General features: G+C 69.8%; 15 protein-coding genes and 1 riboswitch. Of the genes, 3 read left to right on the forward strand and 12 right to left on the reverse strand.

What is annotated here, in order from left to right; all coding sequences use genetic code 11:
- Positions 1-40: 40 nt before the first annotated feature.
- The 10 genes from LDO26_RS02425 to bla form a co-directional block, all read right to left on the reverse strand.
- Complete coding sequence (locus LDO26_RS02425; protein ID WP_232129480.1) at positions 41-4519, reverse strand: cellulose biosynthesis protein BcsC; 4479 nt, start codon at positions 4517-4519, stop codon at positions 41-43.
- Complete coding sequence (bcsZ, locus tag LDO26_RS02430; RefSeq protein WP_232129481.1) at positions 4501-5664, reverse strand: cellulose synthase complex periplasmic endoglucanase BcsZ; 1164 nt, start codon at positions 5662-5664, stop codon at positions 4501-4503. Before bcsZ ends, LDO26_RS02425 begins: the two co-directional genes overlap by 19 nt.
- A 1-nt stretch (position 5665) precedes the next feature.
- A complete protein-coding gene (gene bcsB, locus LDO26_RS02435) occupies positions 5666-7969 on the reverse strand; it encodes a cellulose biosynthesis cyclic di-GMP-binding regulatory protein BcsB (protein ID WP_232129482.1) in 2304 nt (767 codons plus the stop codon).
- Positions 7966-10107, reverse strand: coding sequence for a UDP-forming cellulose synthase catalytic subunit (bcsA, locus tag LDO26_RS02440; RefSeq protein WP_232129691.1), 2142 nt, complete (start codon positions 10105-10107; stop codon positions 7966-7968). The genes bcsB and bcsA overlap by 4 nt, the downstream gene beginning before the upstream one ends.
- An 82-nt stretch (positions 10108-10189) precedes the next feature.
- Entirely contained in the window at positions 10190-10642 is a 453-nt protein-coding gene (locus tag LDO26_RS02445) for a hypothetical protein (protein WP_232129483.1), read from the reverse strand.
- Positions 10643-10656: 14 nt separating this feature from the next.
- Positions 10657-11205, reverse strand: coding sequence for a cellulose biosynthesis protein BcsD (gene bcsD, locus LDO26_RS02450; protein WP_232129484.1), 549 nt, complete (start codon positions 11203-11205; stop codon positions 10657-10659).
- Positions 11206-11534: 329 nt separating this feature from the next.
- Positions 11535-12641, reverse strand: coding sequence for a 3,4-dihydroxy-2-butanone-4-phosphate synthase (ribB, locus tag LDO26_RS02455; protein WP_232129485.1), 1107 nt, complete (start codon positions 12639-12641; stop codon positions 11535-11537).
- Entirely contained in the window at positions 12638-13270 is a 633-nt protein-coding gene (locus tag LDO26_RS02460) for a riboflavin synthase (protein WP_232129486.1), read from the reverse strand. The genes ribB and LDO26_RS02460 overlap by 4 nt, the downstream gene beginning before the upstream one ends.
- Before the next feature lie 114 nt (positions 13271-13384).
- Positions 13385-13577, reverse strand: a riboswitch (FMN riboswitch).
- 191 nt (positions 13578-13768) lie between these two features.
- Positions 13769-14095 (reverse strand): FmdB family zinc ribbon protein, encoded by a 327-nt coding sequence (locus LDO26_RS02465; RefSeq protein ID WP_232129487.1) that lies wholly within the window; start codon positions 14093-14095, stop codon positions 13769-13771.
- Positions 14096-14198: 103 nt separating this feature from the next.
- A complete protein-coding gene (gene bla / locus LDO26_RS02470) occupies positions 14199-15071 on the reverse strand; it encodes a class A beta-lactamase (RefSeq protein ID WP_232129488.1) in 873 nt (290 codons plus the stop codon).
- A gap of 166 nt (positions 15072-15237) precedes the next feature.
- Between bla and LDO26_RS02475 the strand changes: the two genes are divergently transcribed.
- Complete coding sequence (locus LDO26_RS02475; RefSeq protein ID WP_232129489.1) at positions 15238-16122, forward strand: LysR substrate-binding domain-containing protein; 885 nt, start codon at positions 15238-15240, stop codon at positions 16120-16122.
- A 127-nt stretch (positions 16123-16249) separates the two neighbouring features.
- Here the strand turns inward: LDO26_RS02475 and LDO26_RS02480 are convergent, their stop codons facing one another.
- Complete coding sequence (locus LDO26_RS02480) at positions 16250-16942, reverse strand: hypothetical protein (protein ID WP_232129490.1); 693 nt, start codon at positions 16940-16942, stop codon at positions 16250-16252.
- 111 nt (positions 16943-17053) lie between these two features.
- Entirely contained in the window at positions 17054-19042 is a 1989-nt protein-coding gene (locus tag LDO26_RS02485; RefSeq protein WP_232129491.1) for an ABC-F family ATP-binding cassette domain-containing protein, read from the reverse strand.
- 158 nt (positions 19043-19200) lie between these two features.
- On the opposite strand from LDO26_RS02485, the gene LDO26_RS02490 reads away from it, so the two are divergent.
- Positions 19201-21585 (forward strand): TonB-dependent receptor plug domain-containing protein, encoded by a 2385-nt coding sequence (locus LDO26_RS02490; RefSeq protein ID WP_232129492.1) that lies wholly within the window; start codon positions 19201-19203, stop codon positions 21583-21585.
- Positions 21586-21784: 199 nt separating this feature from the next.
- Positions 21785-24190, forward strand: a complete 2406-nt coding sequence (locus LDO26_RS02495) for a TonB-dependent receptor plug domain-containing protein (RefSeq protein WP_435594018.1) — start codon at positions 21785-21787, stop codon at positions 24188-24190.
- The last annotated feature ends 81 nt before the right edge of the window (positions 24191-24271 follow it).

The following is a 24271-nucleotide window of genomic DNA, read 5'->3' on the forward strand; positions in this document are numbered from 1 at the left end:
GTCACGAGCGTAACGAGGGACCTGCTTGGCGTCGGCAACCTCATTCGCCGTCGGCGTAGGGCGTGCGCAGCGGTTGCGGCTGCCGGCCCAGCGTGCCGCCGAAGGAATCGAGCAGGAAGCGCAGGTACAGGTTGGTGTTGAACTGGCGATAGTCGCGCGCGTTGTTGAACTCGAGGCGGCCGCCGAGGAACAGTTGTGGCGACAGCTGCCATTCGCTCGCACCGGTCAGGTTGTAGGACACGCCGGTCTTCGTCTGGCCGGGGAACACCGGTTCGAAGTACTCGCTGGTCAGGCCCAGCAGCGCGGCCAGCGAGGCGGCGTCGTAGGCCGCCTGCTGCAGGTCGGGTCGGGTCGGAAAGTAGGGCGTGGGGTCCTCCTTGAAGTGCTGGACGCCGATGCTGGCGTCGACCCCCCAGGTCAGGCGACGGTTGCCGGTGCGGCCGTTCCAGCGCACCGGAAAGCCCACTTCCACGTATTCCTGTGGGCTGAAGTAGCCGCCGTGGCCGAAGGTGAAGCCGCGCAGGTTGGTGTCGTAGCGCAGCGCGGTGAGGTTGAGACCGGCGGTCAGCGACTGGTTCTGGGTCTCCAGCGCATGCACGTACATGCCCAGTCCCAGTTCCTGGTGTTCGTTGTCGGCCACGTTCTCGCCCTCCAGCCGATACCAGGCCAGGTTGCCGTAGCCGCCGATCAGTCCGTTGTCGAGCGTCGCCGAGAGCTTGCCGCCGGTGGCGGTCACTCCACCCCAGCCGATACCCGTGCGCGGGTCCTCGGTGCCCGAGAATGACAGCAGGCTGTCGGTCACCGGGCGGCGCGAGGCCTCGGCCGACCAGGTCAGCAGTTCGCCGGCCTGGCCGCGGTAGCCCACGCCGCCGACGATGCTGGTTTCGCGGAATCCCAGCGGCGAGGTGCCGATGTCCGCGCGCAGGCCGCCGATCTCGTAGCCGATCGACACGCCCGCACCGGTCGCGCTCTGGTCGATCCGGCGCGAGCTGGCGCCGGTCGCCGCCAGCGAGTACAGCGCGGTCGAGAACCCGGTCGGAGTCTGCGCCGTCGCCACGCTGCTGTCCGACAGCGCCTTGAGCGCCGCCAGGTCGCCGGCCGACATGTCCTCGGTCATCGCCGGGTTGTTGAGCACGGCGGTGGCGATCGTGCCGATGGTCGTGTTCGCCGCCTCGATGTCGAGCAGGTAGGCGAACAGCGGCTGGCGGTAGATCGCCTCGCGGGTGTCGGCGTCGTTGCCGTACTCGGTATAGAGCCTGCTGTAGAGGCCGGTGCTGACCGCGTAGCGGTAGAACAGGTTGCGCGAGGCGTTGTTGTTGCCTTCGGTCGTCAGCAGCTGGAACAGGCTGCTGCCGATGTAGTCGTCGATGACGTTGCGGTCCGCGGCGAGGGCATCGGCCAGCGCGGCCTGTGGCCCGGCACCGAAGCGGCTGGCCGACGGATAGTCCGCGCCGAGCGTGCCGGCATCGAGGATGGTCGGCGTCACCGTGGCGCGCAGCTTGCCCTCGCCCAGTTGGAAGCGGCCTTCGAGCGGGACCGCGAGTTCGTCGAGCGCGCCGAGTCCGCCCTCGCCCGCGCGCGCGCGGTAGGCGGCGCCTGCGGCGAGGCTGCTGCTGGTTTCGCCGCGCAACTCGCGCAGTTCATCGAGGACCGGGTTGCCGCTGCCTCCCGGCGCCGGCAATGGCGGCAGCAGCGGGGCCGATGCCACGTCCGGTCCAACGCCGGCGCGCGGCGCCGCCACCGCGGCACTGCGTTGCCCGGGAACCGGGTAGCTGGGAACAGCCGCGCCTGCCGTCACCGGTGCAGGCAGGCCGTCGTCGTCCACCAACGCAACCGGCGCTGCCGCCGCTGCGCCGGCGGGATGGGTCGACGGCAACGGCGCCCGGGTCGGCACGCGGGCCGGCAGCGGCGCCGCCGCCAGCTGGGCGGCAGCCGGCGGCATCTGCAGACCGTCGCCGCGGATCGCGCCTGCGCGCGCGCCCGGGCCGGTCAGGCCGGAGAAGGGATTGAAGGGGCGCCCACCCGCGCCTGCCAGTGCGGTACTGGCGATCGGATAGCCGCCCTCGAACTGGCCGCTCTCGCGGGCCTGGGCGGCCAGCGCGGCACGGAAATAGCGTTCGGCCTTGCGGTTGCGGCCGGCGGCACGATAGACCCGTCCGGCGGCGGCCAGCACCTCGGGCGATTCCGGCGCCTGCGCCAGCGCGTGTTCGAGGTACTGCTCGGCGGTGCCGAGGTCGCGCATCGCCGCCGCGCTGCCTGCCGCCGCAAGCAGCGCATCGGTATCGCCGGGCGCGAGCTGCAATTGCTGCTGGTACAGCGCAAGCGCCTGGGCGTGATCGCCTGCCGCGCTGTAGAGCCGCGCAAGCGCGGCAACATTGCCGGGGTCCTGCGGCCGTGCGGCGAGAATCGGTGCGAGCGCGTCGTACGCGCCTTCTAGGTTGCCCAGCTCGCGCAATGCGTCGACCTGGCGCAGGCTGTAGTCGGCCCGCAATCCCTCGTAGCGATCGGCCTGGGCGGCCGGCATCGGCGTGTCGCGCAGCTGCCGCAGCAGCGCGGAAAGTTCGGCGTCCTGGCCTGCGCGCAGCAGCACCGAAGCGAATTCGAGCCGGTCGTCCAGGGTCGGCGACGGGCCGTCGACCAGACGCCGGCCCAGCAGCAGTGCGCGCTGCTGGCTGCCGATGTCGGCATAGGCGCCGGCCAGTGCAGCGGCAACGGCCGGGCGCTGCAGGCCGTCGCCCAGCGCCGACTCGGCCCGTGCCAGCAGCAGCTGCGCTTCGCCTGCACGGTTGCGCTGCATCAGCGTCCGCGCCTGTTCGCCCTGCAGATGGACCCAGGCGACATCGTGCAGCGCGGCCATTTCCGCATCGCGGGCACCGGCGGGAATACGTTCCAGACTGGCATAGGCACCGGACCAGTCGCCGCGCTCCTGGGCATACAGGGCGTTGGCGAACAGGGCCTGCGGCGACTCGGCATCCAGCGCCAGCAGGCCCTCCATGATGCTGCGCGCCTGGTCCGGGCGTCCGTCGCGGCTGTACAGCCGCGCCAGTTCCAGACGGACCCAGGGGTCGCGCGGCTGGGCGAGCATGGCGTCCTCGAGCTCGATCCGGGCCACGGCGGTGTTGCCCTCGTCGAGCGCCTCCCGGGCACGCGCACGCGCGACCATTGCGCGCAGCGCATCCGCGCCGCCGGCCTGCGCCTGCTGCTCGGGGGTGAGTCTCGCGATCAACGCCGCGGCCTCGTCGGCCCGGCCCTGGCGTCCGTATAGTCCGGCGAGGCCCTGCAGCGCCGCCGCGTTGGAGGCATCGAGTTCGAGCGCGCGCCGGTAGTTGCGCTCGGCCGCAGCCGGGTCGCTGGCCACCTGCAGGTCGGCCAGCAGGGCATAGCCGGCCGGCTCGCGCGGCAGCAGTGCGACCACCTGCTGGACTTCGTCAAGCGTGTTGTCGCCCACATTGTCGCGGGCGGTCTGCAGCGTCAGCCAGTAGCGGGCGGTGTCGGCCGCCTGGCGCCATTTGGCATCCGCCGCCGCGGCCGGACGCAGCAGCTCGCGGGCCTCGGCGAAACGCTGCTGGCGCAGGCGCACGGTGCCGAGGCCGCCGCGCGCATCCGCATCGTTGGGCCGCGTGCGCAACACCTGCGCGAAACGCGACTCGGCCTGCGCCAGGTTTCCAGCATCCAGCGCGCGGAAGCCTTCGCCCAGCAGGCGCTGTTCCGGCGCGTCCTGGACGACGCGGCGCGCGGCTTGGCTGTGCAGTTCCGCAGCCTTGGCAGCGACTTCCGCGTCATTGGCGTTGTGGTCGAGGAACGCCTGGTAGAGCGGTGCGTCGGCCGGCGCGGCATCGAGCCACAAGAGGGCCTGGCGCCAAGCGGCGGTCGCCGGCCGGCCCGTATCGGCGCGCCGGCTCAGCTCGCGCAACCGGGCGATGCCCTCGCGGCGGCTCGATTCGCGGTAGGTCATCACCTGGGCCAAGGCGAGCGCCGCCGCGGTGTCGGCCGGATCCCGGTCCACCAGCGCGCGGATGCCGTCGCGGGCACGCATCCAGCCATCACGGGTTCCGGCCAGCGCCTGGTAATACTCCAAGGCCAGGCTCGAGGGCGGGCCGCCGGAACCGAATGCCTTCTCGTAGGCGGCGACCGCCTCGGCATAGCGACCGGCCGAAGCGGCGCGCCTGGCGGCATTGAGGTCGTTGGTCGCGCCGCCTCCCATCGCGATGCGCAGGCGCGCGGTCTGCGGCGCGTCGGGATGCGCCGCCTGCAGCTGCTGCAGCCTGCGCTGCGCCTGGGCGCGGCGTCCCTGCGCGAGGTCGATCAGGCCCATGCCCAGCAAGGCGTCAGGTTGCCGCGGGTCCACCGCCAGCAGCTTGTTCCAGGTTTCGATCGCCAGATCGTCGCGCCCCTGGTCGTGCCAGTAGTTGCCTTGGTTGATCAGCTGCTGGGTGGCGCTCGTGGACTGCGCCAGCGCCGGCGCGGCAAGCACCGACAGACCGGCAAGGCAGATCGGTCTCAGCGATTTTCGGAACATTTCGGACTCCAGGCGGGCTGCAGGCGCCCGTCTTCGGAAAAGCGGTAGCGACGATCCATCCAGCCCTTGCCGGCCAGCACCAGGCAGCGGTCGTAGTAGTGCAGCGCATCGGCCGCCGGTCCGGTCGGGATCAACGCTGCCTGGCGCCTGGCCAGGGCCGGCTCGCCCGACGCGACCAGATACGGCACCAGCGCAGCGGCAAAACCCGCCGGGGCCGGGCCGCTGGCAACGCCCTGCCGGGTATCGATCTTCTCGGCGAATGCGCCCTGCGCGGCGATCAGCCGTGCAGGGCCGGGGATGGCCGCGAGCAGCCGCTTGTGCAGCGGGTCGCGTGGACTGGTCATGCCCGCCCACAGGTAGACGCGGATGGCATCGTAGCTGCCGGTGGCCCCCTTGGTGGGCTCGGTGACGAAGCTCTGGCCATTCCACGCGACCCAGTCCGGCGCGAACCCGGCCGGCGCACTGCCGGCGATCAACGCGACGCTGTTGTCGGCGAGCTGGCGCCATGGCCCACCCGGATCGACCGCGGCGAAACGCCTGAACACGAAAAGCGGCAAGTAGGACGGGTTCAGCACCCAGCGGTCGGGCAGCACGAATCCCTGCACGCCCGGCAGCAGCATCAGGCCGAAGCCCGGCAGGTCGACGACCGCCAGGCGGCGGATCAGCGCCAGGATCTGCCGTCCGGCATCGACGAAGCCGGGCCGGCGCCACAGGCGTCCGGCCTCGATCAGCGCGTAGGCGATCCAAAGCTCGCCGTCCGAGGCCGTGTTTTCGTCGAGTATCCGCCAGCTGCCATCTTCCGCCCTGCCCCACAGCCACGCTGGCAGATGCAGGTCCGGCCGTCCGCGGCTGAGGTGCCGCCGGGTCCAGGCAAGGATCCGTTCGAACAGCGGCTGGTCGTTGTCCACCAGGGCGAAGAACAACGCGTAGGACTGCGACTCGGACGTGCTGCGCAGGTCCTCGTTGAAAAAATCGACGACCCGGCCATCCGCTTCGATATGCCGGCCGGCGAAAGCCTCCCATTCCGGCCAGCGCGAACAGGTGTCGTCTTCGGCGCAGGCCGGCAGTACCAGTGTCGCCAGTACCGACGCGGTCAGCGTGCGCAGTGCGCGGCGCCGTTGCGGATCATGCCTTGGACGCGCCATCTCAGTCGGCCTCCCGTTCCCGGATCGCCGCCTGCCGGCGCAGCAGCCAGCCCAGCACCAGCGCCAGCAAACCGCAACCTGCCGCCACCGCCAGCGCAAGCCACAGCGGGTTGTTGGCGAAGAACCAGCGCGCCCTCACCAGTGGCGGAAGATGGCCGACATGGTAGGTCTGATTGCCCGCAAGGCTGCGGACTTTCTCGCCTTCGAGCAGGACCACGCTGCCTTGGAAGTCGCGCAGCCTGGCCGGATCCGACCAGGCCTCGAACAGCGCGCCGACGCGGGACGGCTCGTCCGCGAGGATCGCCACCACGCTACGCGAGGCCTGCAAAGGCGACTCGAAGCCCATCAGCACCACGTCGCCGGGGGCCGGCTGCACCACGACCTCGGCCGTGGTGGGCAGGTCGGTACGTCCCGCATCCGGTGACAGGAAGCCCGGGACGCGGCCGAGCAGCCAATCCGACAGCCGGAAGCGCCAGCGGCCGCCGTCGTCTCCGATCGGCAAGGCATCGGCCCACCGGGTGAACAGCGGCTGGTTGTGGCGCGAGCCGATGACCAGCAGATCGTGCCCGGCGAATTCGTCCACCTGCCGCGGCGCGATGATCCGCGTACGCAGCGCCGGATAGCCGGTCGAGGCACCCATCCGTCCCAGCAGCGTCAGGGCATTGCCGATGTCCATATCCACCGGCGACTCGGGCAGCACCAAAGCGGTTTCCGCCAGATCGGCGAGCCGCGTGAACGGAAAACCGGCATTGCCGAACGCCGCGAGATTGGGCATGGCCATGTAGTGATGGAAGCCGCTCAGGTCGATGGACGAGTCGCCGTCGATGGCACCCGACACGTCGGCGAAGGTACTGGTACAGGCCTCGGCTTGCGGCCGGTCGAAATGGAAGTGGAAACGGAGCTGGCTGTTGGCGGAGAACGGACCCGTGGGCAACAGCAGGTTCTGCCGGATCGGCATGCCGCCGCGCGGACCGAGGCTGTGGAGCCAGCGCATCGCGGGTGCCTGCGCGTACGGCCGGCCATCGAGCGGCAGCGTGGTCACGAAGGCGTCGTTGATGCTGATGTTGAGCCCGGAGCCGTCGTCGTTGCCAGGCAACGTATAGCGGTAGGCCAGCTTCAGTGGTATGCCGTCGCGCCGCCAGATGAACAGGTCGGGTGGCAACTGCAGTCCCACCCGGATCAGGTCCGGGCGATAGCCGCTGACATTCAGCGCGTCGGGCTGCGCCACCAGTTCGGAGAAGCGCACCGGACGGGTGCTGGAGATCCAGTTCGGGGCGTCATAGGGCTGGCGCGGCGCGGCCTCGGTGAACCCGTCGATGGTCGCCACGCCGCCGGTCAGCGGGGTACCCAGCGCCAGTGCCATCGCGGCGATGCGCACTTCGGCATCGTCGCGTCCCGACACCAGCAGCAGCTTGCCGTAGGGATCGTTCGGGTTGGGGACCACCGCCAGGGTCGGGCCGGCCACTTCCGACAGCGCGATCCCCTGTGGCGGCTTGCGGGCGCTGGCGACCACCACCGCGTTGCCCTCGAGCGGAAGTTGGTTGAACGACGCGGGGAAGCGCGCGCCGCGATATCCGGCCAGCGCGCCGAACCATGACGACAGGATTCCGGCGGATTCGAGCAGCGATGCCTCGGGCGTATCGGCGAACACGAATGCAAGATCCAATGGCCGCACGTCCCGCGCGTCGAAGAACGGTACCGGCAGCAGCGACAGGTCGTCTGCCAGCGCCAGCGGCTGCCAGCCAAGTTCGAGGTAGCTGCTGCTGTCGATGTTCGCCCACAGGCTGGTGTGGTCGGGGTCCTCGCAGTCGCGGGTGTAGTGGCCGATCAACTGCAGGTTGATGCGGTTGTAGTCGATCACCAGCCTGGGATCGATGTCGATCCTGCGCTCCAGCACGCGGCCGGCGTCGCCGGCCGGGACCGGAAGGGTGGCCACCGTCACGTCGTTGACCGTCACGCGCAGATGGGACAGGTCCGGCAGCAGCGCGGGCGAATAGCTGTACTTCAGGTGCAAAGCGGCGCGGTCGACCATCTGGTCGGTGCGCACCGAGAACGGAATGCCGGCCGTGCCCTGGATGCCGCGCAGGGTGATCTCGTAGTCGATGCCCAGATCGCGCAGGGTCGAGCGCCGCTCCCGCTGCGCGACGGGCGGCGCCTCCGGCGTCGACTCGGCCGGCGCAGTGGCCTCCGCCGCCTCCTGGTCCTGCGCGTGGGCGGCCCCGAACAGCACCGTCACCGCGCACGCCGCGGCCATCAGCAGACACGTGTGTGACCGTGCGCGGCCACCGGAGAACTGGCACTTCATGCGGAATTTCCTGTCCTGGCCCCGGCGCGGAATCCCCGTCCCGCGCTGGTGGCGATGTACTTACCGAGCACCCGGAGTCCATGGGCGCTGGCGACCAGCACGCCACCAACCGACGCCAGATAACCCTGCTGCGCGTGCCGGCCCCACTTCGAGTACCAGATGTCGGCACGTGCGAAGGTCGATGCGATCAGCCACCGCTCCTGCTTGAGGGTGAGTTCGCGGAACTGGATGCCCAGCCCCTGTTCGTCACGATCCTGCAGCACCAACGCGGGCAACCGTTCGCTCCGGTTGCGGCTGCTCAACTCGATCTCGACCTCGGTTCCCGGCTGCACCGGCTGTCCCGTGTCCAGCCGGATCGCCATGCCGCCCATCGAGAAATCGACCGTCGTACACGGCAGCGCCTGCCCATCCGGCAGGTGCAGCACCGCCTGCATGCTGAACGTCACCCGCGGCGCGTGCCGGGTCTGCCGCCGCTCGCTGCACGTGGCGATGGTCGCCGACAGCAGGATGATGTTGTAGATGGTCCAGCCGAGATTGAGCCAGATGGTGTGGATCTCGCCGCTGCCGTCGGTGAAGAACAGCTTGAGCAGCCCCGCCACGACACCGGCCAGGTTCAGCACCAGCAGGAACAGGTAGGGCTTGGCGATGCCCGCGTCGAAATAGCTGCGCTCCACCAGGCCGCCCTTCGCGGTCACGTTGAACTTGCCGAGCCTGGGGTTGAGGACCGCCATCAGGGTCGGGCGCAGGATGTACCAGGCCAGCGTCGTCTCGTAGACCTCGTTCCACAGCAGGTAGCGGTGCCTGCCCTGCACCTTCAGGTTGGTCAGGTTGGCCTGCATGATGTGCGGGATCGCATAGGCCAGGATCATCAGCGCGGAGGCCTGGATCACGTACGCGTCGAAGAACAGGAACGCCAGCGGCGCGGTCAGGAACACGATGCGCGGCAGCCCGTAGAAGAAGTGCAGCATCGCGTTGAGGTAGCACAGCCGCTGCGCCCACCGCAGCCCGCGCCCGAACAGCGGATTGTCGATGCGGAAGATCTGCGCCATGCCGCGTGCCCAGCGGATGCGCTGGCCGACGTGCGCCGACAGGCTCTCGGTGGCGAGACCGGCCGCCTGCGGGATCGGCAGATAGGCGCTGCGATAGCCGGCGCGGTGCAGGCGCAGCGCGGTGTGCGCGTCCTCGGTCACGGTATCGATGGCCACGCCGCCCACTTCCTGCAGCGGACCACGCCGGATCACCGCGCAGGAACCGCAGAAGAACGTCGCGTTCCAGGTGTCGTTGCCTTCCTGCAGCAGCCCGTAGAACAGTTCGCCCTCGTTGGGCACCTTGCCGAAGGTGCCGAGGTTGCGCTCGAACGGGTCGGGCGAGAAGAAGTAGTGCGGCATCTGCATCACCGCCAGCTTCCGGTCTTCCAGGAACCAGCCCATCGTGACCTGCAGGAAGGACCGCGTGGGGATGTGGTCGCAGTCGAAAATCGCCACGAATTCGCCGCTGGTCTTCTTCAGCGCCGCATTGATGTTGCCGGCCTTGGCGTGGTTGTTGTTGGTCCGGGTGACGTAGTTGACGCCGACCTCTTCGCAGAACTGGCGGAACTCCTCGCGCCTGCCATCGTCGAGCAGGTGGATGTTGAGCTTGTCGGACGGCCAGTCGAGCACGGTGGCGGCCAGCACGGTGGTCCGCACGACCGACAGCGGCTCGTTGTAGGTCGGGATGAACACGTCCACCGTCGGCCACAGCGACTGGTCCGCGGGCAGCTGGCGCGGGCTGCGGCCGAGCGGCCACAGCACCTGGAAATAGCCCAGCACCAGCACGACGAACGCATAGATCTCCGCCGCCACCAGCCCCAGGCCCAGTGCGAGATCGAGCGGATTGTCGAAGCCGAGCGTCTCGGTCAGGCGCCACCACATGTAGCGGGTGGACACCACGAGCGACAGTCCCATCATGGTCAGCACCACCAGCCGGCCGGCGCGCTTGCTCAGCACCACCCCGATGATGAACACCAGCGCCGAGAACACCAGCTGCTGGCCGACCTCCAGGGGCACCGTGACCACGAACGCGAGAAGCAGCAGGCCAACGACCCACACCGCCCAGAGCACGGGCCGCGGCAGCGCCGGCCATTCCTTGCTTGCATCCATTGCCATTTGGTTCTCTTGGTAGGGGCCATGCCACGACCGGACGGGACGGGTTTGCCCCGCCCCCCGGATCAGTCGCCGCGCGTCAGTCGCCGCGCAGACGCACCAGCGGACTCTTTCCGGCGGCGGCGGGGCCGGCATGCGCAAGCCGCCGGAACAGCTGCTCCAGCGGCGTGAATGTCGCCGCCGCGTTGCGGCAGTCCGCATCCCGCGCCGCCGGCAGCGGCGGCAACGGCGGTGGGGCGAGATTGTCCGGGGCCGCCGTCGCGGCAGGCGGCACGGCCAGTGGTGCGGCGGGCACAGAGGGCACCGGACGCAGCGGCACCGGGGTCACCGGCGCCCTGTCGCCGGCACGGGGTTCCGTGGTGGCCTGCACGGGCGCTGTGCGCGCAGCCGGCACCGCGTCGCGGAGTTTGAACTCGGAGAAATCGCGGTATCCCCCGCTCTTGCCAAGCCTGCTGAACAGGCCGGCGACATCGTCGCTGCCGGAGCTCGGTGGGTTGGTTTTCAGTGTTTTCGGTGATTCGGAACGGCTCATGGTCTCGGTAGCTATCAGGAAACGCGTGAAAGAACGAAGTCGGCGACATCCGCCGATTGAGGCGCGGCCATGCGGACATCCAGCCCGGCCAGCATCCCGGCGGCACGGAACCATTCCCTGTACGCGCCTTCCAGGAACCCCGCCGCCCAGATCCGTTCACCGCCCAGGGCCGACGCGAGCGGCGAGGCGCCATGCCGGATCAGGACCCGGTCGGGCAGTTCCTCGAACACGACATACCCCCAGTTGCGCGCATTCCAGATCGCGTTGAGCGCGGCCTGCAGCGCATCCAGCGTGTCGACATCGGGAAGCGGGTGCGCCTGTGCGAAGCGTCCGCCGATCCGCGACATCAGCAGCGTCAGCTCCGCATCGGAAAGCGCGTCCTCGAACTCGTCGCCCAATGCACACAGGAACCCGCGCCATTGCAGCGGGCATGCGTGGGCCCGGTAGTAGCCAAGAAGCTCCGATGCACTCATCTTTTTTGCGTAACTCCGAGCATCAGCCGCGCTCATGCTGGCGATGCAATTTCCATGCCAAAAGATTCCGGAATCCGGCAGTACGACCACGGATTGCCGTGACGCCGCCTGGCATGCATTTGGGGGGGGAGGGCGAGAGACCCGGCGCCCCTTTTCGGGGCACCGAATGACGTACCACGTCGCTACCTTACCCAATGACGGGCTTCATTCCAAAAACGGCGACGAACGCATCTGCGCGCTTCCTGCCGAGCCTGTATCGGGCAGACTGTCCACTGCTGCCTGCAAGGCACGCGCATGGGCTTTCGTGTTTCCGAACCCTCGGTCCCGGCGCAACCAACTCAATGGAGAGGTCCGTTCATCCGCACGCGTACCGGACGTCGGCCACTTCCTGCTGCGCCCGGGACGACGTGACGAACGGTTCATGCAACGGCCGCCTCCGGTTCCACGTACTCGACGACCTCCAGCCCGAAGCCGGCCAGCCCGATCTGCTTGCGCGGCGTGCCGAGCACGCGCAGCCTGCCGAGGCCGAGATCGGCGAGGATCTGCGCGCCGGCGCCGTTGCGCCGCCACTGCCCGACATCCCTGGCGTCGTGCTGCTCGGGCAGCTTGCGCACCCGCGCCAGCAGCGCGTCGCTGTCGCGCGGCGCCGACAGCATCACCATCACGCCGCTGCCGGCGGCGTCGATCGCGCGCAGCGCATCGGTCGCGGCAACGCCGAAATCGTCGCGCCGCCAGTGCAGCAGGTCGGCCAGCGGATTCTCGACCTGCACCCGGACCAGGGTCGGCGTCGCCGCGTCCGGCGTGCCGCGGACCAGGGCGAAATGCAGCTCGTGGGCGATGCGGTCGCGATAGGTCACCAGCCGGAACGGGCCGAACTCGGTATCGATGTCGCGCTCGTCGACGCGCTCGACGGTGTGCTCGTTGCCGAGCCGCCAGGCGATCAGGTCCTCGATCGAGCCCATCTTCAGCCCGTGCTCGCGGGCGAACACCTCCAGCTCCGGACGCCGCGCCATCGAACCGTCGGGATTGAGGATCTCCACCAGCACGCCGGCCGGCTCCAGCCCGGCCAGCATCGCCAGGTCGACACCGGCCTCGGTATGCCCGGCACGGCTCAGCACGCCGCCCGGATGCGCCAGCAACGGGAAGATGTGGCCCGGCTGCGCCAGATCGGACGGCTTGGCGTCCGGACGCACCGCGGTACGGATGGTATGCGCGCGGTCGTAGGCGGAAATGCCGGTGGTCACGCCCTCGGCCGCCTCGATCGAGACGGTGAACGCGGTCTGGTACTGCGCGGTGTTGTCGCGGACCATCGGCGCCAGGCCGAGCTGCGCGCAGCGCTCGCGGGTAAGCGGCAGGCAGACCAGGCCACGCGCGTGGGTGACCATGAAGTTGATGTCCTTCGGGGTCACCAGCTCGGCGGCCATGATCAGGTCGCCCTCGTTCTCGCGGTCCTCGTCGTCGACGATGACGACCATGCGGCCGGCGCGGATTTCCTCGAGCAGCTCGGGGACGGGGGCGAACTTCATGCGGAGACTCCAGTGGACGGTCCGCCGCCGGCGGACAGGTTGGCCTGCAACAGGCGCTCGACGTAGCGGGCGATCATGTCGACCTCGAGGTTGACCGGGTCGCCGGTCGCGGCCTGCGCGAACGCGGTGTGGGCGACGGTGTGCGGCACCAGCGCGACCTCGAAACCGCCGGCATCGACCACGTTGACGGTCAGGCTGACGCCGTCGACGCAGACCGAGCCCTTGTGCGCGACGTACTTCAGCAGCGCCGCCGGCGCGTCGAAGCGCCAGCGCTGCGCGCGTGCATCCTCGTGGATGGAGGCCACGCGGCCGACGCCGTCGACATGGCCGCTGACCAGGTGCCCGCCGAGGCGGTCGGTCGGCAGCATCGCGCGCTCCAGGTTCAGCGCGCGGCCCGGCACCAGCGCGCCGAGCGTGGTCAGCGCCAGGGTCTCGGTCGAGGCGTCGGCCTCGAAATGGGCGGCGTCGAACCCGACCACGGTCAGGCATACGCCGTTGACGGCGATGCTCTCGCCCATCGCCGGGTCGGTGAACGGCAACGTGCCGACCGCGATGCGCAGGCGGGCGTCGCCGCCGCGGGATTCGATCGCCTGCAGCGACCCGACGCCTTCGATCAATCCGGTGAACATCCGCTGGGCTCCCTGACGGCGCGACGGACGCGGGCCAGGGCCCGGCACGCCGCGGTTGAATGCGACGAAATGCTTCCAGGCGCACGACAGCGCGCACGGCGGCGCGCCGTGCGCTGTCGTCTTCTTCCATCCGGACTATGACCGTCGGCCCCGGCATTGGACCGGGTCTGCTGACCTTCCACCGGCGCGCCGGTCGGAAACCGACTGCGGCCGTGGAAGCGCTCGCGGGCTCGTGCCTGGCCGGACATGCGCCCGGACCGCGACACCTACCGCCGGTGGGGAATCGCACCCCGCCCTGAAGACGTTTCGATGTGACCGGCGAACCGGCGGACACAGTCTACCAGTGCGCGCAGGCGCGACCGTGGCGGCGGCCGGGACGCTTCATTGCGGCAACGTGCAGGCGCACCCGGACCGATGGGCCCGCGCCGCGCATGCGCGGCGGCAACCGGAAGGATCGATCGCCGCTGGCAACGCAGGTCGGCGCTGCGCCGCGCGCGTTCAATCGGCGGCCGGCTTGGCCTTGGCGGGCGCGGCATCGGCGGGTTTCGCCGCCGGCTTGCCGTCGGTTGCGGGCTTGGTCTCGGCCGGCTTGGCGTCGGAGCCGCCGCCGCTGCCTTCGACCAGGTTGCGCTTCCTGTCGCCGTCCTTCTTGAAGTCGGTCTCGTACCAGCCGCTGCCCGCCAGGCGGAACGACGGCGCCGTCACCTGGCGCTTGACCGCGGCCGCACCGCAGGCCGGACAGGTGGCGGGATCGGGATCGGACAACTTCTGCAGACGATCGAAACTGTGGCCGCATTCGGCGCACTGGAAGGCGTAGATGGGCATGGCGATGGCTTGAGCAACGGGAGTAGCGGGAGAACCGGGGGGAAGCACGTCTGGTCCCGGACTTGGGGGTGCCCGTCGCCGGATCAAGATGGCGGAGCGGCGATCATCGCAGATACGCGCTGGCAAGTAACGCCGCCTGGCGCAGCACGTCGTCGCGGCCGGCGGCCTCCAGCGGCGATCCCTGCAGGTAGCAGGCCAGCAGCCATGGCGGGCCGCCATCGGCCGGCCACAGCACCGCGATGTCGTTGCTGATGCCGGTCGCCGCGCCGGTCTTGTCGCCGATCCGCCAGCCGTCCGGCCAGCCGGCGCGGATGCGGCGGTCGCCGGTCTGGTTGTCGATCAGCCAGTCGCCCAGCTGCGCGCGCGCGTCCGGACGCAGCGCCTCGCCGAGCACGAACCGCCGCAGGTTGGCGGCCATCGCCGCCGGCGTGCTGGTGTCGCGTGGATCGCCGGGCACGAAGCGGTTCATCATCGGCTCGTAGCGGTCGCTGTGGGTGACCGCATCGCCGTGCGCACGCAGGAACGCGGTCAATCCCGCCGGCCCGCCGACCAGCGGCAGCAGCAGATTGGCGGCGGGGTTGTCGCTCCAGATCATCGTCGCCCGGCACAGGTCGCGGACGGTGACGTCCTTGCCGACATGGCGCCCGGTGACCGGAGCGTGGTCGATGATGTCCGCGGCGCGCACCGGCACCCGGCCGTCGAGCGACAGGCGGCCCGCATCGGCCCGCGCCAGCACGGCGGCGGCCAGCAGGTACTTGAACGTGCTGCACATCGGGAACCGTTCGTCCGCGCGGTGCCCGGCGCGGATGCCGCCGTCCGACCGCATCAGCGCCACGCCCAGGCGCCCGCCGCTGGCGGCCTCCAGCGCGGCGAAATCCGGCGCCGCCGCGCCCGCGGCACGAGCGAGCAGTGGAGCGGCGGTCGCGGACAGGGCGGCGGTGCCGGCGAATTTCAGGAACGCGCGTCGCGAGGACATGGACATCTCCATTCGGGTGTGAACGCCAGTCTTGGTGCTTCCCGGCACGGCGACCAGCGCGAAGAATCCGGGACAGCCATGAGCTGGATCGATGGCTCCCGGCCGATCCGGGCCATTTCCACGCATGCGGTGCGATCATCCATCGACCTGGCTCACACCTGCGTCCATGTCCCGCCCACCCCTTCCGCTCAATGCGCTGCGTGCCTTCGAGGCCGCGGCCCGCCACCAGAACTTCACCCGTGCGGCGCTGGAGCTGTGCGTGAGCCAGGCCGCGCTGAGCCACCAGATCCGCGGGCTGGAAGCGCGTCTGGGCGTGCGCCTGTTCCACCGGCTGCCGCGGGGCGTTGCGCTGACCGACGAGGCCGCGGCGCTGTACCCGGTCCTCAATGCGGCCTTCGACCGCATCGCTGCCGGCATCCACCGGGTGTCGACGGAGCAGCGCCGCCACGTGGTGACGGCCGGCGTCGTCGGCACCTTCGCCACCGGCTGGCTGCTGCCCCGGCTGCCGGCGTTCGAGGCCGCGCACCCGGACATCGAACTGCGCCTGCAGACCCACAACAACCGCATCGACCTGGCCAGCGAGGGGCTGGACGTGGCGATCCGCTTCGGCGACGGCGACTGGCAGGGACAGGCCTGCACGCCCGTCGCGGACACGGCCTTCGCGCCGGTCTGCGCACCTGCGCTGGCCCGGCAGCTGCGCACGCCGCGGGATCTCGCCGCGGTCCCGCTGCTGCGCTCCTTTCGCGGCGACGAATGGCCGCGCTGGCTGCAGGCCGCCGACGCACCCGCCATCGAGGCGCGGGGGCCCGTGTTCGACTCCTCGCTGGCACTCGCCAGCGCGGCCGCGTCCGGCGCCGGCGCAGCCCTGCTGCCGCTGCGCATGTTCGAGCGGGAACTGGCGGAAGGGCGCCTGCTGCAGCCCTTCCCGGTCGGCATCCGGCTCGGCCGCTACTGGTTCACGCGGCTGCGCTCGCGGCGCGAGCGCGAACCGGTCAGGCGGCTGCGGCTCTGGCTGCAGGCGCAGGACGCGCTGGACCGGACCACTTGCTGATCCGGCCCGCAAATACTGCGAATCGAGGTAGGTCGGGGCGACGCCCCCGACGCGCTGCACGTCCAGACATGGCGCGTCGGGGGCATTGCCCCGACCTGCTGTTTACGGGCCGGAAATAGCGCGGCCCTCAGTAGCCCCAGGGCGTCGGCGGCGCGGCAACGGTCTTCGTCAGGTCGAACTCGACCTGGAACTTGCGGCCGCCGGGGCGCGACAGCTCGTAGACGAAGCGCTGGCCGGGGTGGATCTCCATCGCCCAGACGTTGGTGACCGACGCGGCCAGCCCCTCGCGCTCGAACATCTCGATCGACTCGGCATCGACCGGGAATTCCTGGCGTTCCGCGGTGCCGGGGGTCGCGGTGTCGCCGCCGTACATCGTCACCGGGTCGTCGCTGCCGTCGGGCAGGCGGTGGTCGTGCTTCAGGCGCAGGCCGTCGTCGGTGCGGGTCAGGATCCAGGTGCGCGAGTGGTCGTCGCCGACATGGAAGGGGATGCGCAGCTCCTTCTCACGGTCGTTGCAGCCGCGCACGTGCATGACCAGGGTCTTGCCCTCGAACGGGTCGGGCGGCGCATCGGCCGCCGGCGCCGGCTCGTTGGCGACGATGCGGCCCTCGAAGGCCTCGCCGCAATGGCGGGCGATCGCGGCCAGGAATTCGTCGGCAGGCGCCTTCTGCAGCGCGGCATCGACGGCGGCCGCCGCGGCGGCGGCATCGGCGGTGGGGTTGGCGGGCGCGGGCCGGGCCGGCTCGGCCGGCTCGTTCGCACCGCAGGCGGCGAGCGCGAGTGCGGTGGCAAGGACAGTGCAGCGGAAGGTGATGTTCATGGCCGAACCCTAACCGCAGCGGTCATGCCGCGCAAATCGCGGCGCGGCGCCGCCGGCCGTACCGGCAAGGCGCATCCCTCTACCGCTCCCCGGTTTCACGGGAGCGCGCGCTCAGGCCGCCTCGTACAGCGACAGCAGATCGCCCTCGGCCTGTTCGAGTTCCGCACGCAGGCCGGCCTGCCGCTGCCCGAGTTCGGCAACCTTCGCGGCATCGGCATAGGCGCCCGGGTCGGCAAGCGCCTGCTCAATCGCGGCCAGCGCCTGTTCCAGTTCGGCGACGCGCGCTTCGGCCTTCTGCAGCTTGTGCGGATTGACCTTGGCCGCCTTCGCCGCGGGCCTGGCCGGCGGCGCGGCGGCAGCCGGTGCGACCGGCGTGACGGGCGGCGTGCGCAGTTCGCCCGCGTTGCCGCGCGCGCGCAGCCATGCGGCATATTCGTCGAGGTCGCCATCGAAGGGCTTGACTACGCCGTCGGCGACGCGCCAGAACGTATCGCTGACCAGGCCGATCAGATGGCGGTCGTGCGAGACCAGCACGATCGCGCCGGGGAAGTCGCTGAGCGCCTCGGCCAGCGCCTCGCGCATCTCGAGGTCGAGGTGGTTGGTCGGTTCGTCGAGCAGCAGCACGTTCGGCTGCAGCCAGGCGATCAGCGCCAGCGCCAGCCGCGCGCGCTCGCCGCCGGAGAAGCCGTCGATGCTCTCGAACGCGCGGTCGCCGGGGAAACTCCACTTGCCGAGGAAGTCGCGGAACGCCTGCGTCGCGACGTCCGGCGACAACTCGCGCAGGTGGTCGATCGGCGAGGTACCGGCGACCAGCGACTCCACCGTGTGCTGGGCGAAGTAGCCGATCCGCAGGTCCGGGTGCGCGTAGCGCTCGCCGGCCAGCAGCGGCAGCTCGCCGACCAGCGACTTGACCAGCGTCGACTTGCCGGCGCCGTTCGGGCCCAGCAGGCCGATCCGGTCGCCGGCCTCGAGTCCGAAGCCCACGTTGTCGAGAATCACGACGGCGCCGGCTTGATTGGTCGTTCCTGATTCGTCATTCGAAACGGCGGCAGCGTCCTGCTTTTCCGAATCACCAATCACGAATGACGAATGCTCCTCAACAGCCGCAGGCTGGCCATCACTGACCGTCGCGGCATAACCACAACGACCATGATTGATCCGCAGCAGCGCGTGCGGCAGCTTCACCGGCTGCGGGAAGTCGATCCGTACCTCGCGTTCGGCACGCACCGCCTCGGTGTCGGCCATCTTGGCCAGGCGCTTGACCCGCGACTGCGCCTGCTTGGCCTTCGCCGCGCTCGCCTTGAAGCGGTCGATGAACTTCTGCAGGTGCGCGCGTTCGGCCTGGGTCTTCTCGTGGGTGATCTGCTGCAGACGCAACTGCTCGGAGCGCTGGCGCTCGAACGAGGTGTAGTCGCCGGTGTACAGCTTGGCCTTGCCGCCATGCAGGTGCAGGGTGTGGGTGCAGACGTTGTCGAGGAACTCGCGGTCGTGCGAGATCAGCAGCAGCGTGCCCGGGTACTTCAGCAGCCACTGTTCCAGCCACAGCACCGCGTCGAGGTCGAGGTGGTTGGTCGGCTCGTCGAGCAGCAGCATGTCGCTGGGGGTCATCAGCGCGCGCGCCAGGTTCAGGCGCACGCGCCAGCCGCCGGAGAACGTCGACACCGCGCGCTGGTGGGTCTCGGCGGGGAAGCCGAGGCCGTGTAGCAGCTTGCCGGCGCGCGCGCCGGCATCGTAGCCGCCGACCTCGGCCAGCCGCACGTGCGCGTCGGCGACCGCCTCCCAGTCCTCCGCGGCCATCGCGTCGGCCTCGGCCTTGAGCGCCGCGGCGACCACGGCGTCGCCGCCGAGCACGAAATCGATCGCGGCATCCGGCAGCGACGGCATCTCCTGGGCGATGCTGGCCACGCGCACGCGGTTGGGCAGGTCGAGATCGCCGCGGTCGGCCTCGACCTCGCCGCGTACCGCCGCGAACAGCGAGGACTTGCCGGTGCCGTTGCGGCCGACCACGCCGACGCGCCAGCCGGCATGCAGGGTCAGGTCGACATCGGACAGCAGCAGGCGTTCGCCGCGCCGCAGGGCGAAATTCTTGAAGGAGATCATGGCGTGGATTCTACCGGACCGTACGGCCGGCACTCCGGCAGCACACCCGATCCGCGGCGATTTTCGATACGGATGCAACCTTTGACCGGTTTGTTACAAATATGTTAGAGCCAAAGGGCAGCCGCTTCGCCAACCCTCCCCCATAGAAGGTAAGCCGCATGTCCCGACATCCCCTGCACCTGGCCCTGGTGGCCGCACTCGTCAGCCCCGCCGTCCTCGCCCAGGACGCCCCCGCCCAGCAGGCGCCGCGCACGCTCGACACCCTGATCGTCACCGGCACCCGGATCAGCGACCGCACCGTGGCCGAGTCGCAGTCGCCGATCGACATCCTCACGCCGGAAATCCTCACCTCCACCGGCACGGTCGAGCTGGCCACCGCGCTGTCGCGCGCGCTGCCGTCGCTGAACTTCCCGCGCCCGGCGATCAACGACGGCACCGACGCGGTGCGCCCGGCGCAGATCCGCGGCCTGTCGCCCGACCACGTGCTGGTGCTGGTCAACGGCAAGCGCTACCACTCCGGCGCGCTGGTCAACGTCAACGGCTCGCAGGGGCGCAGCTCGTCGCCGGTCGACCTCAACACCATTCCGATCTCGGCGATCGAGCGCGTCGAGGTGCTGCGCGACGGCGCCTCGGCGCAGTACGGCTCCGACGCGATCGCCGGCGTCGTCAACATCGTGCTCAAGGGCCGTGCCGACAGCGGCGGCCTCGCGCTGCGCTACGGCCAGACGTCCGCCGGCGACGGCGAGCAGTACCAGCTGACCACCGATATCGGTTTCGCGGTCGGCGAGGGTTTCATCCACCTCTCCGCGCAGGCCGGCCACCAGGACCAGACCGACCGCGCGCGGCCCTACATCGGCACGCCCAGCGCCACGTCGGCGCCGCTGGGCCGGGTCGTGCAGCGCCAGGGCGACCCCGAGGTCGACCACGGATCGGTGACCTACAACACCGAACTGGATATCACCGACTACCTGACCTTCTATTCCACCGGCATCTACACCAAGCGCGACGTGCTCTCCAACGGCTTCTTCCGCCCGGCGGGCGACGCGCGCAACATTCCGGAGATCTATCCGGACGGCTTCCTGCCGCAGATCAACAACGTCTCCACCGACCACCACTTCAGCGCCGGGCTCAGGAGCTACACCGCCGGCGGCACCAACATCGACTTCAGCTACACCTACGGCAGCAACGAGCTGACCTTCGACATCAAGAACACCCTCAACCGCAGTCTCGGGCCGACCTCGCCGACCCAGTTCCATGCCGGCGCGCTGGAGGTCAAGCAGCACGTGCTGAACCTCGACCTCAACAAGCCGCTGGACTGGGGCCTGGCCTATCCCATCACCCTGTCCTATGGCGCCGAGTGGCGCGGCGACGACTTCAAGCAGTCGGCCGGCGAGCCGCTGTCGTACGCGAACGGCGGCGTGCTCGCGCCCGGGCAGTCCACGCCGATTCCCGGGTCGCAGGTATTCCCCGGATTCAAGGACACCGACGGCGGCAATTTCGACCGCAACGCGCTGTCGTTCTACGCCGGCCTGGAAGGCGACCTGACCGAGAAGCTCTCGCTGGGCCTGGCCGCGCGCTACGAGGACTTCAGCGACTTCGGCGACACCGCGACCGGCAAGGTCTCGGCGCGCTACGCGTTCACCGACGCCGTGGCGCTGCGCGGCACGGTCTCCACCGGGTTCCGCGCGCCGTCGCTGCAGCAGCAGTATTTCCAGTCCACCGCCACCAACTTCATCGGCGGCGTGCCCTACGACATCGTGACCTTCCGCGTGAACCATCCCGCCGCGCTCGCGCTCGGTGCCGAACCGCTGCAGGCCGAGGAGTCGACCAACTACAGCCTCGGCCTGGTGCTGCAGCCGGTCGACAACCTGTACGTCACCCTCGACGCCTACCGGATCGAGATCGACGACCGCATCACCCTGTCGGAGAACCTCACCAGCGATGCCGTGCGCGACTACCTCAACGCCAACGGCTTCCCCGGGGTCGGTGGCGGCCGCTACTTCACCAATGCCATCGACACCACGACCAACGGCGTCGACCTGGTCGGCACCTACAACTGGGCGCTGCCGGGCAGCACGCTGGACCTGACCCTGGGCTACAACTACAGCAAGACCAAGATCGACCGGGTCTCCGGCAATCCCGCGTCGCTGGAGGCCATCGACCCCGATGCCGTGCGTTTCGGCCGGGTCGAGCTGGGACGCTTCGAGGTCGGCGCACCGAAGGACAAGTTCCTGCTCGGCGCCATCTGGACCGTCGGCGGCTTCGAGGTATCGGCGGCGGCGACGCGCTACGGCGAGTTCAGCGTGTTGAACGCCAATCCGGCGCTCGACCAGACCTTCGGCGCGGAATGGACGCTGGATCTCGCGTTCTCCTACGCGGTCGACAAGTGGAAGTTCACGCTCGGCGGCGACAACGTGTTCAACGCCTATCCCGACGAGGTCATCTTCGCCAACTCCACCAGCGGCCAGCTGCCCTACAGCGGAAGCTCGCCGTTCGGCTTCAATGGCGCGTTCGTCTACGCCAACGCGGCCTATCGCTGGTAGGCCCGGCCGCGCGCTTCGCTCCACCCGGATGCCCCGGCCCGTGCCGGGGCATCGCTTTCGTGACGGGCGGCGCATGCCGGAAGCGCAGGCTATTGTCCCAATATCGAGACGATCGCATCACATTCTTGTCGAGATTGACGCCAGCGAAACAAACCAGTCCAATCCATCCGGACTTCACAGAAAACAAAGGTTTCCCCCGATGCGCCTTTCCCGTCTTCCCCTCGCCACGGCCGTAGCCCTGGCCCTGACCGCACCCATGACGTTCGCCCAGGATGCCGGCAGCGATGCCCAGACCCGCACCTCGACCCTCGACACGCTGATCGTCACCGGCACCCGCGTCAGCGACCGCACCGTCGCCGAATCGCAGTCGCCGATCGACATCATCACCTCCGAGGCGCTGACCGCCACCGGCACCACCGAACTGGCGACCGCGCTGTCGCGGGCATTGCCGTCGCTGAACTTCCCGCGCCCGGCGCTGACCGACGGCACCAGTGCGATCCGCCCGGCACAGCTGCGCGGCCTCGCGCCCGACCAGGTGCTGGTGCTGGTCAACGGCAAGCGCCGCCACACCTCGTCGCTGCTGAACCTCAACGGCACCATCGGCCGCGGCTCGTCGCCGGTCGACCTCAACACGATTCCGATCTCGGCGATCGAGCGCGTCGAGGTGCTGCGCGACGGCGCCTCGGCCCAGTACGGTTCCGACGCCATCGCCGGCGTGGTCAACGTCGTGCTCAAGGGCGCGTCGCAGGGCGGCAGCCTGTCGGTCAACTACGGCCAGTACTCGGCCGGCGACGGCAAGCAGTCGCAGATCGCCGGCGACACCGGCATCGCGCTCGGCGACGACCGCGGCTTCCTGCACCTGTCGGCGCAGGTCGGCCAGCAGGACTCGACCAACCGCGCGCGTCCGTTCGCCGGCACGCCCGGCCCCACCCAGCCGGCGCTGGGCCAGAAGGCCTTCGTCATCGGCGAGCCGGAGGTCGACTTCGGCGCGGTCGGCTTCAACACCGATTTCGCGTTCACCGACAGCATCAGCGGCTACGCCTTCGGTACCGCCAGCAACCGCGACATCACCTCGTTCGCGTTCTTCCGCGCGCCGGCCAACCCGACCCAGAACATCCCATCGATCCATCCCGACGGCTTCCTGCCGGAGATCAACAACATCTCCAAGGACCGCTCGATCGTCGCCGGCCTGAAGGGCTACACGGCCAGCGAATGGACCTGGGACCTGAGCTACAACTACGGCTACAACCATCTCGAGTTCTATACCCGCAACACGCTCAACGCGAGCCTCGGCCCGACCTCGCCGACCTCGTTCTACGACGGCGCGCTGGAGACTACCCAGAACATCGTCAACTTCGACGTCAGCAAGCAGCTCGACTGGGGTCTCGCCTATCCGGTGACGCTGTCGCTGGGCGCCGAGGCGCGCAACGAGAAGTGGAACCAGTCGCCCGGCGAGTACGGCTCCTACGCCGACGCCGGCAACGGCGTACCGAACGCGGGCGCCGGCGCGCAGGGCTTCGGCGGTTTCGCGCCGGAAGTCTCGGGCGCCTACGACCGCGACAGCTACGCCGTCTATGCCGGCCTGGAGGCCGACTTCACCGAGCAGTTCTCCGCCGGCCTGGCCGCGCGCTACGAGGACTACGACGACTTCGGCAGCCAGGTCTCGGGCAAGCTGTCGGCACGCTACGCCTTCACCGACGCGGTCGCGCTGCGCGGCACGGTGTCGAGCGGCTTCCGCGCACCGTCACTGGCGCAGCAGTACTTCCAGACCGTCAGCACGGTGTTCCTGCCAGGCGACCCCAACCCTTACGAGATCCGCACCTTCCCCGCCAGCAGCGCGGTCGCGCAGGCCTTCGGCGCCGAGCCGCTGCAGCCCGAGGAATCGCTGTCCTACAGCCTGGGCGTGGTGCTGCAGCCGGTCGACAACCTGTACCTGACCATCGACGCCTACCAGATCGACGTCGACGACCGCATCGCGCTGTCGTCCAACCTCACCGGCGACGCGGTGCGCGCGCTGCTGGAATCGCAGGGCATCTTCGGCGTCAACGGCGGCCGCTACTTCACCAACGCCATCGACACCCGCACCCGCGGCATCGACGTGGTCGGCAGCTACCGCTGGGACCTGGCGGCAAGCACCCTCGACCTGACCGCCGGCTACAACCACACCAAGACCGAGGTGACGCGCATCGCCGACAACCCGCCGGAACTCGACGCGATCGGCGTCGACCTCGAGCGCATCGACCGCGTCGAGATCGGCCGCATCGAGCAGGGCTTCCCGCGCAACAAGCTGCTGCTGTCGGGCACCTGGAGCACGGCGGACTGGGCGTTCGCGCTCGCCACCACGCGCTACGGCAGCGTCGCCACCACGCCCAACAATGCCGCCAACGACCAGACCTATGGCGCGAAGTGGCTGGTGGACGTATCGGCCAGCTACAAGCCGGGCAGCAACTGGACGCTGACGCTGGGCGCCGACAACGTGCTCAACGAGTATCCGGACGAGAACACCCTCGCCAACTCGACCAATGGCCAGTTCCCCTACAGCAACCTGTCGCCGTTCGGCTTCGGCGGCGCATTCGGCTACGCCAAGGTCACCTACACGTGGTGAGCGACCGCGAGACGCGTCTGCACTGACCAGGATGCCCCGGTTCGCCGGGGCATTCTTCTGGTCCGTCTTCCAGCGGCGTCA

Source organism: Proluteimonas luteida, assembly GCF_021191695.1.
Taxonomy (GTDB): Bacteria; Pseudomonadota; Gammaproteobacteria; order Xanthomonadales; family Xanthomonadaceae; genus Luteimonas; species Luteimonas luteida.

Excerpts from the sequence above, each read along its gene's own strand:
- LDO26_RS02425 (WP_232129480.1), bottom strand. The coding sequence starts at position 4,519 with ATGTTCCGAAAATCGCTGAGACCGATCTGCCTTGCCGGTCTGTCGGTG.
- bcsZ (WP_232129481.1), bottom strand. The coding sequence starts at position 5,664 with ATGGCGCGTCCAAGGCATGATCCGCAACGGCGCCGCGCACTGCGCACG.
- bcsB (WP_232129482.1), bottom strand. The coding sequence starts at position 7,969 with ATGAAGTGCCAGTTCTCCGGTGGCCGCGCACGGTCACACACGTGTCTG.
- bcsA (WP_232129691.1), bottom strand. The coding sequence starts at position 10,107 with ATGGATGCAAGCAAGGAATGGCCGGCGCTGCCGCGGCCCGTGCTCTGG.
- LDO26_RS02445 (WP_232129483.1), bottom strand. The coding sequence starts at position 10,642 with ATGAGCCGTTCCGAATCACCGAAAACACTGAAAACCAACCCACCGAGC.
- ribB (WP_232129485.1), bottom strand. The coding sequence starts at position 12,641 with ATGAAGTTCGCCCCCGTCCCCGAGCTGCTCGAGGAAATCCGCGCCGGC.
- LDO26_RS02460 (WP_232129486.1), bottom strand. The coding sequence starts at position 13,270 with ATGTTCACCGGATTGATCGAAGGCGTCGGGTCGCTGCAGGCGATCGAA.
- LDO26_RS02465 (WP_232129487.1), bottom strand. The coding sequence starts at position 14,095 with ATGCCCATCTACGCCTTCCAGTGCGCCGAATGCGGCCACAGTTTCGAT.
- bla (WP_232129488.1), bottom strand. The coding sequence starts at position 15,071 with ATGTCCTCGCGACGCGCGTTCCTGAAATTCGCCGGCACCGCCGCCCTG.
- LDO26_RS02475 (WP_232129489.1), top strand. The coding sequence starts at position 15,238 with ATGTCCCGCCCACCCCTTCCGCTCAATGCGCTGCGTGCCTTCGAGGCC.
- LDO26_RS02480 (WP_232129490.1), bottom strand. The coding sequence starts at position 16,942 with ATGAACATCACCTTCCGCTGCACTGTCCTTGCCACCGCACTCGCGCTC.
- LDO26_RS02485 (WP_232129491.1), bottom strand. The coding sequence starts at position 19,042 with ATGATCTCCTTCAAGAATTTCGCCCTGCGGCGCGGCGAACGCCTGCTG.
- LDO26_RS02490 (WP_232129492.1), top strand. The coding sequence starts at position 19,201 with ATGTCCCGACATCCCCTGCACCTGGCCCTGGTGGCCGCACTCGTCAGC.
- LDO26_RS02495 (WP_435594018.1), top strand. The coding sequence starts at position 21,785 with ATGCGCCTTTCCCGTCTTCCCCTCGCCACGGCCGTAGCCCTGGCCCTG.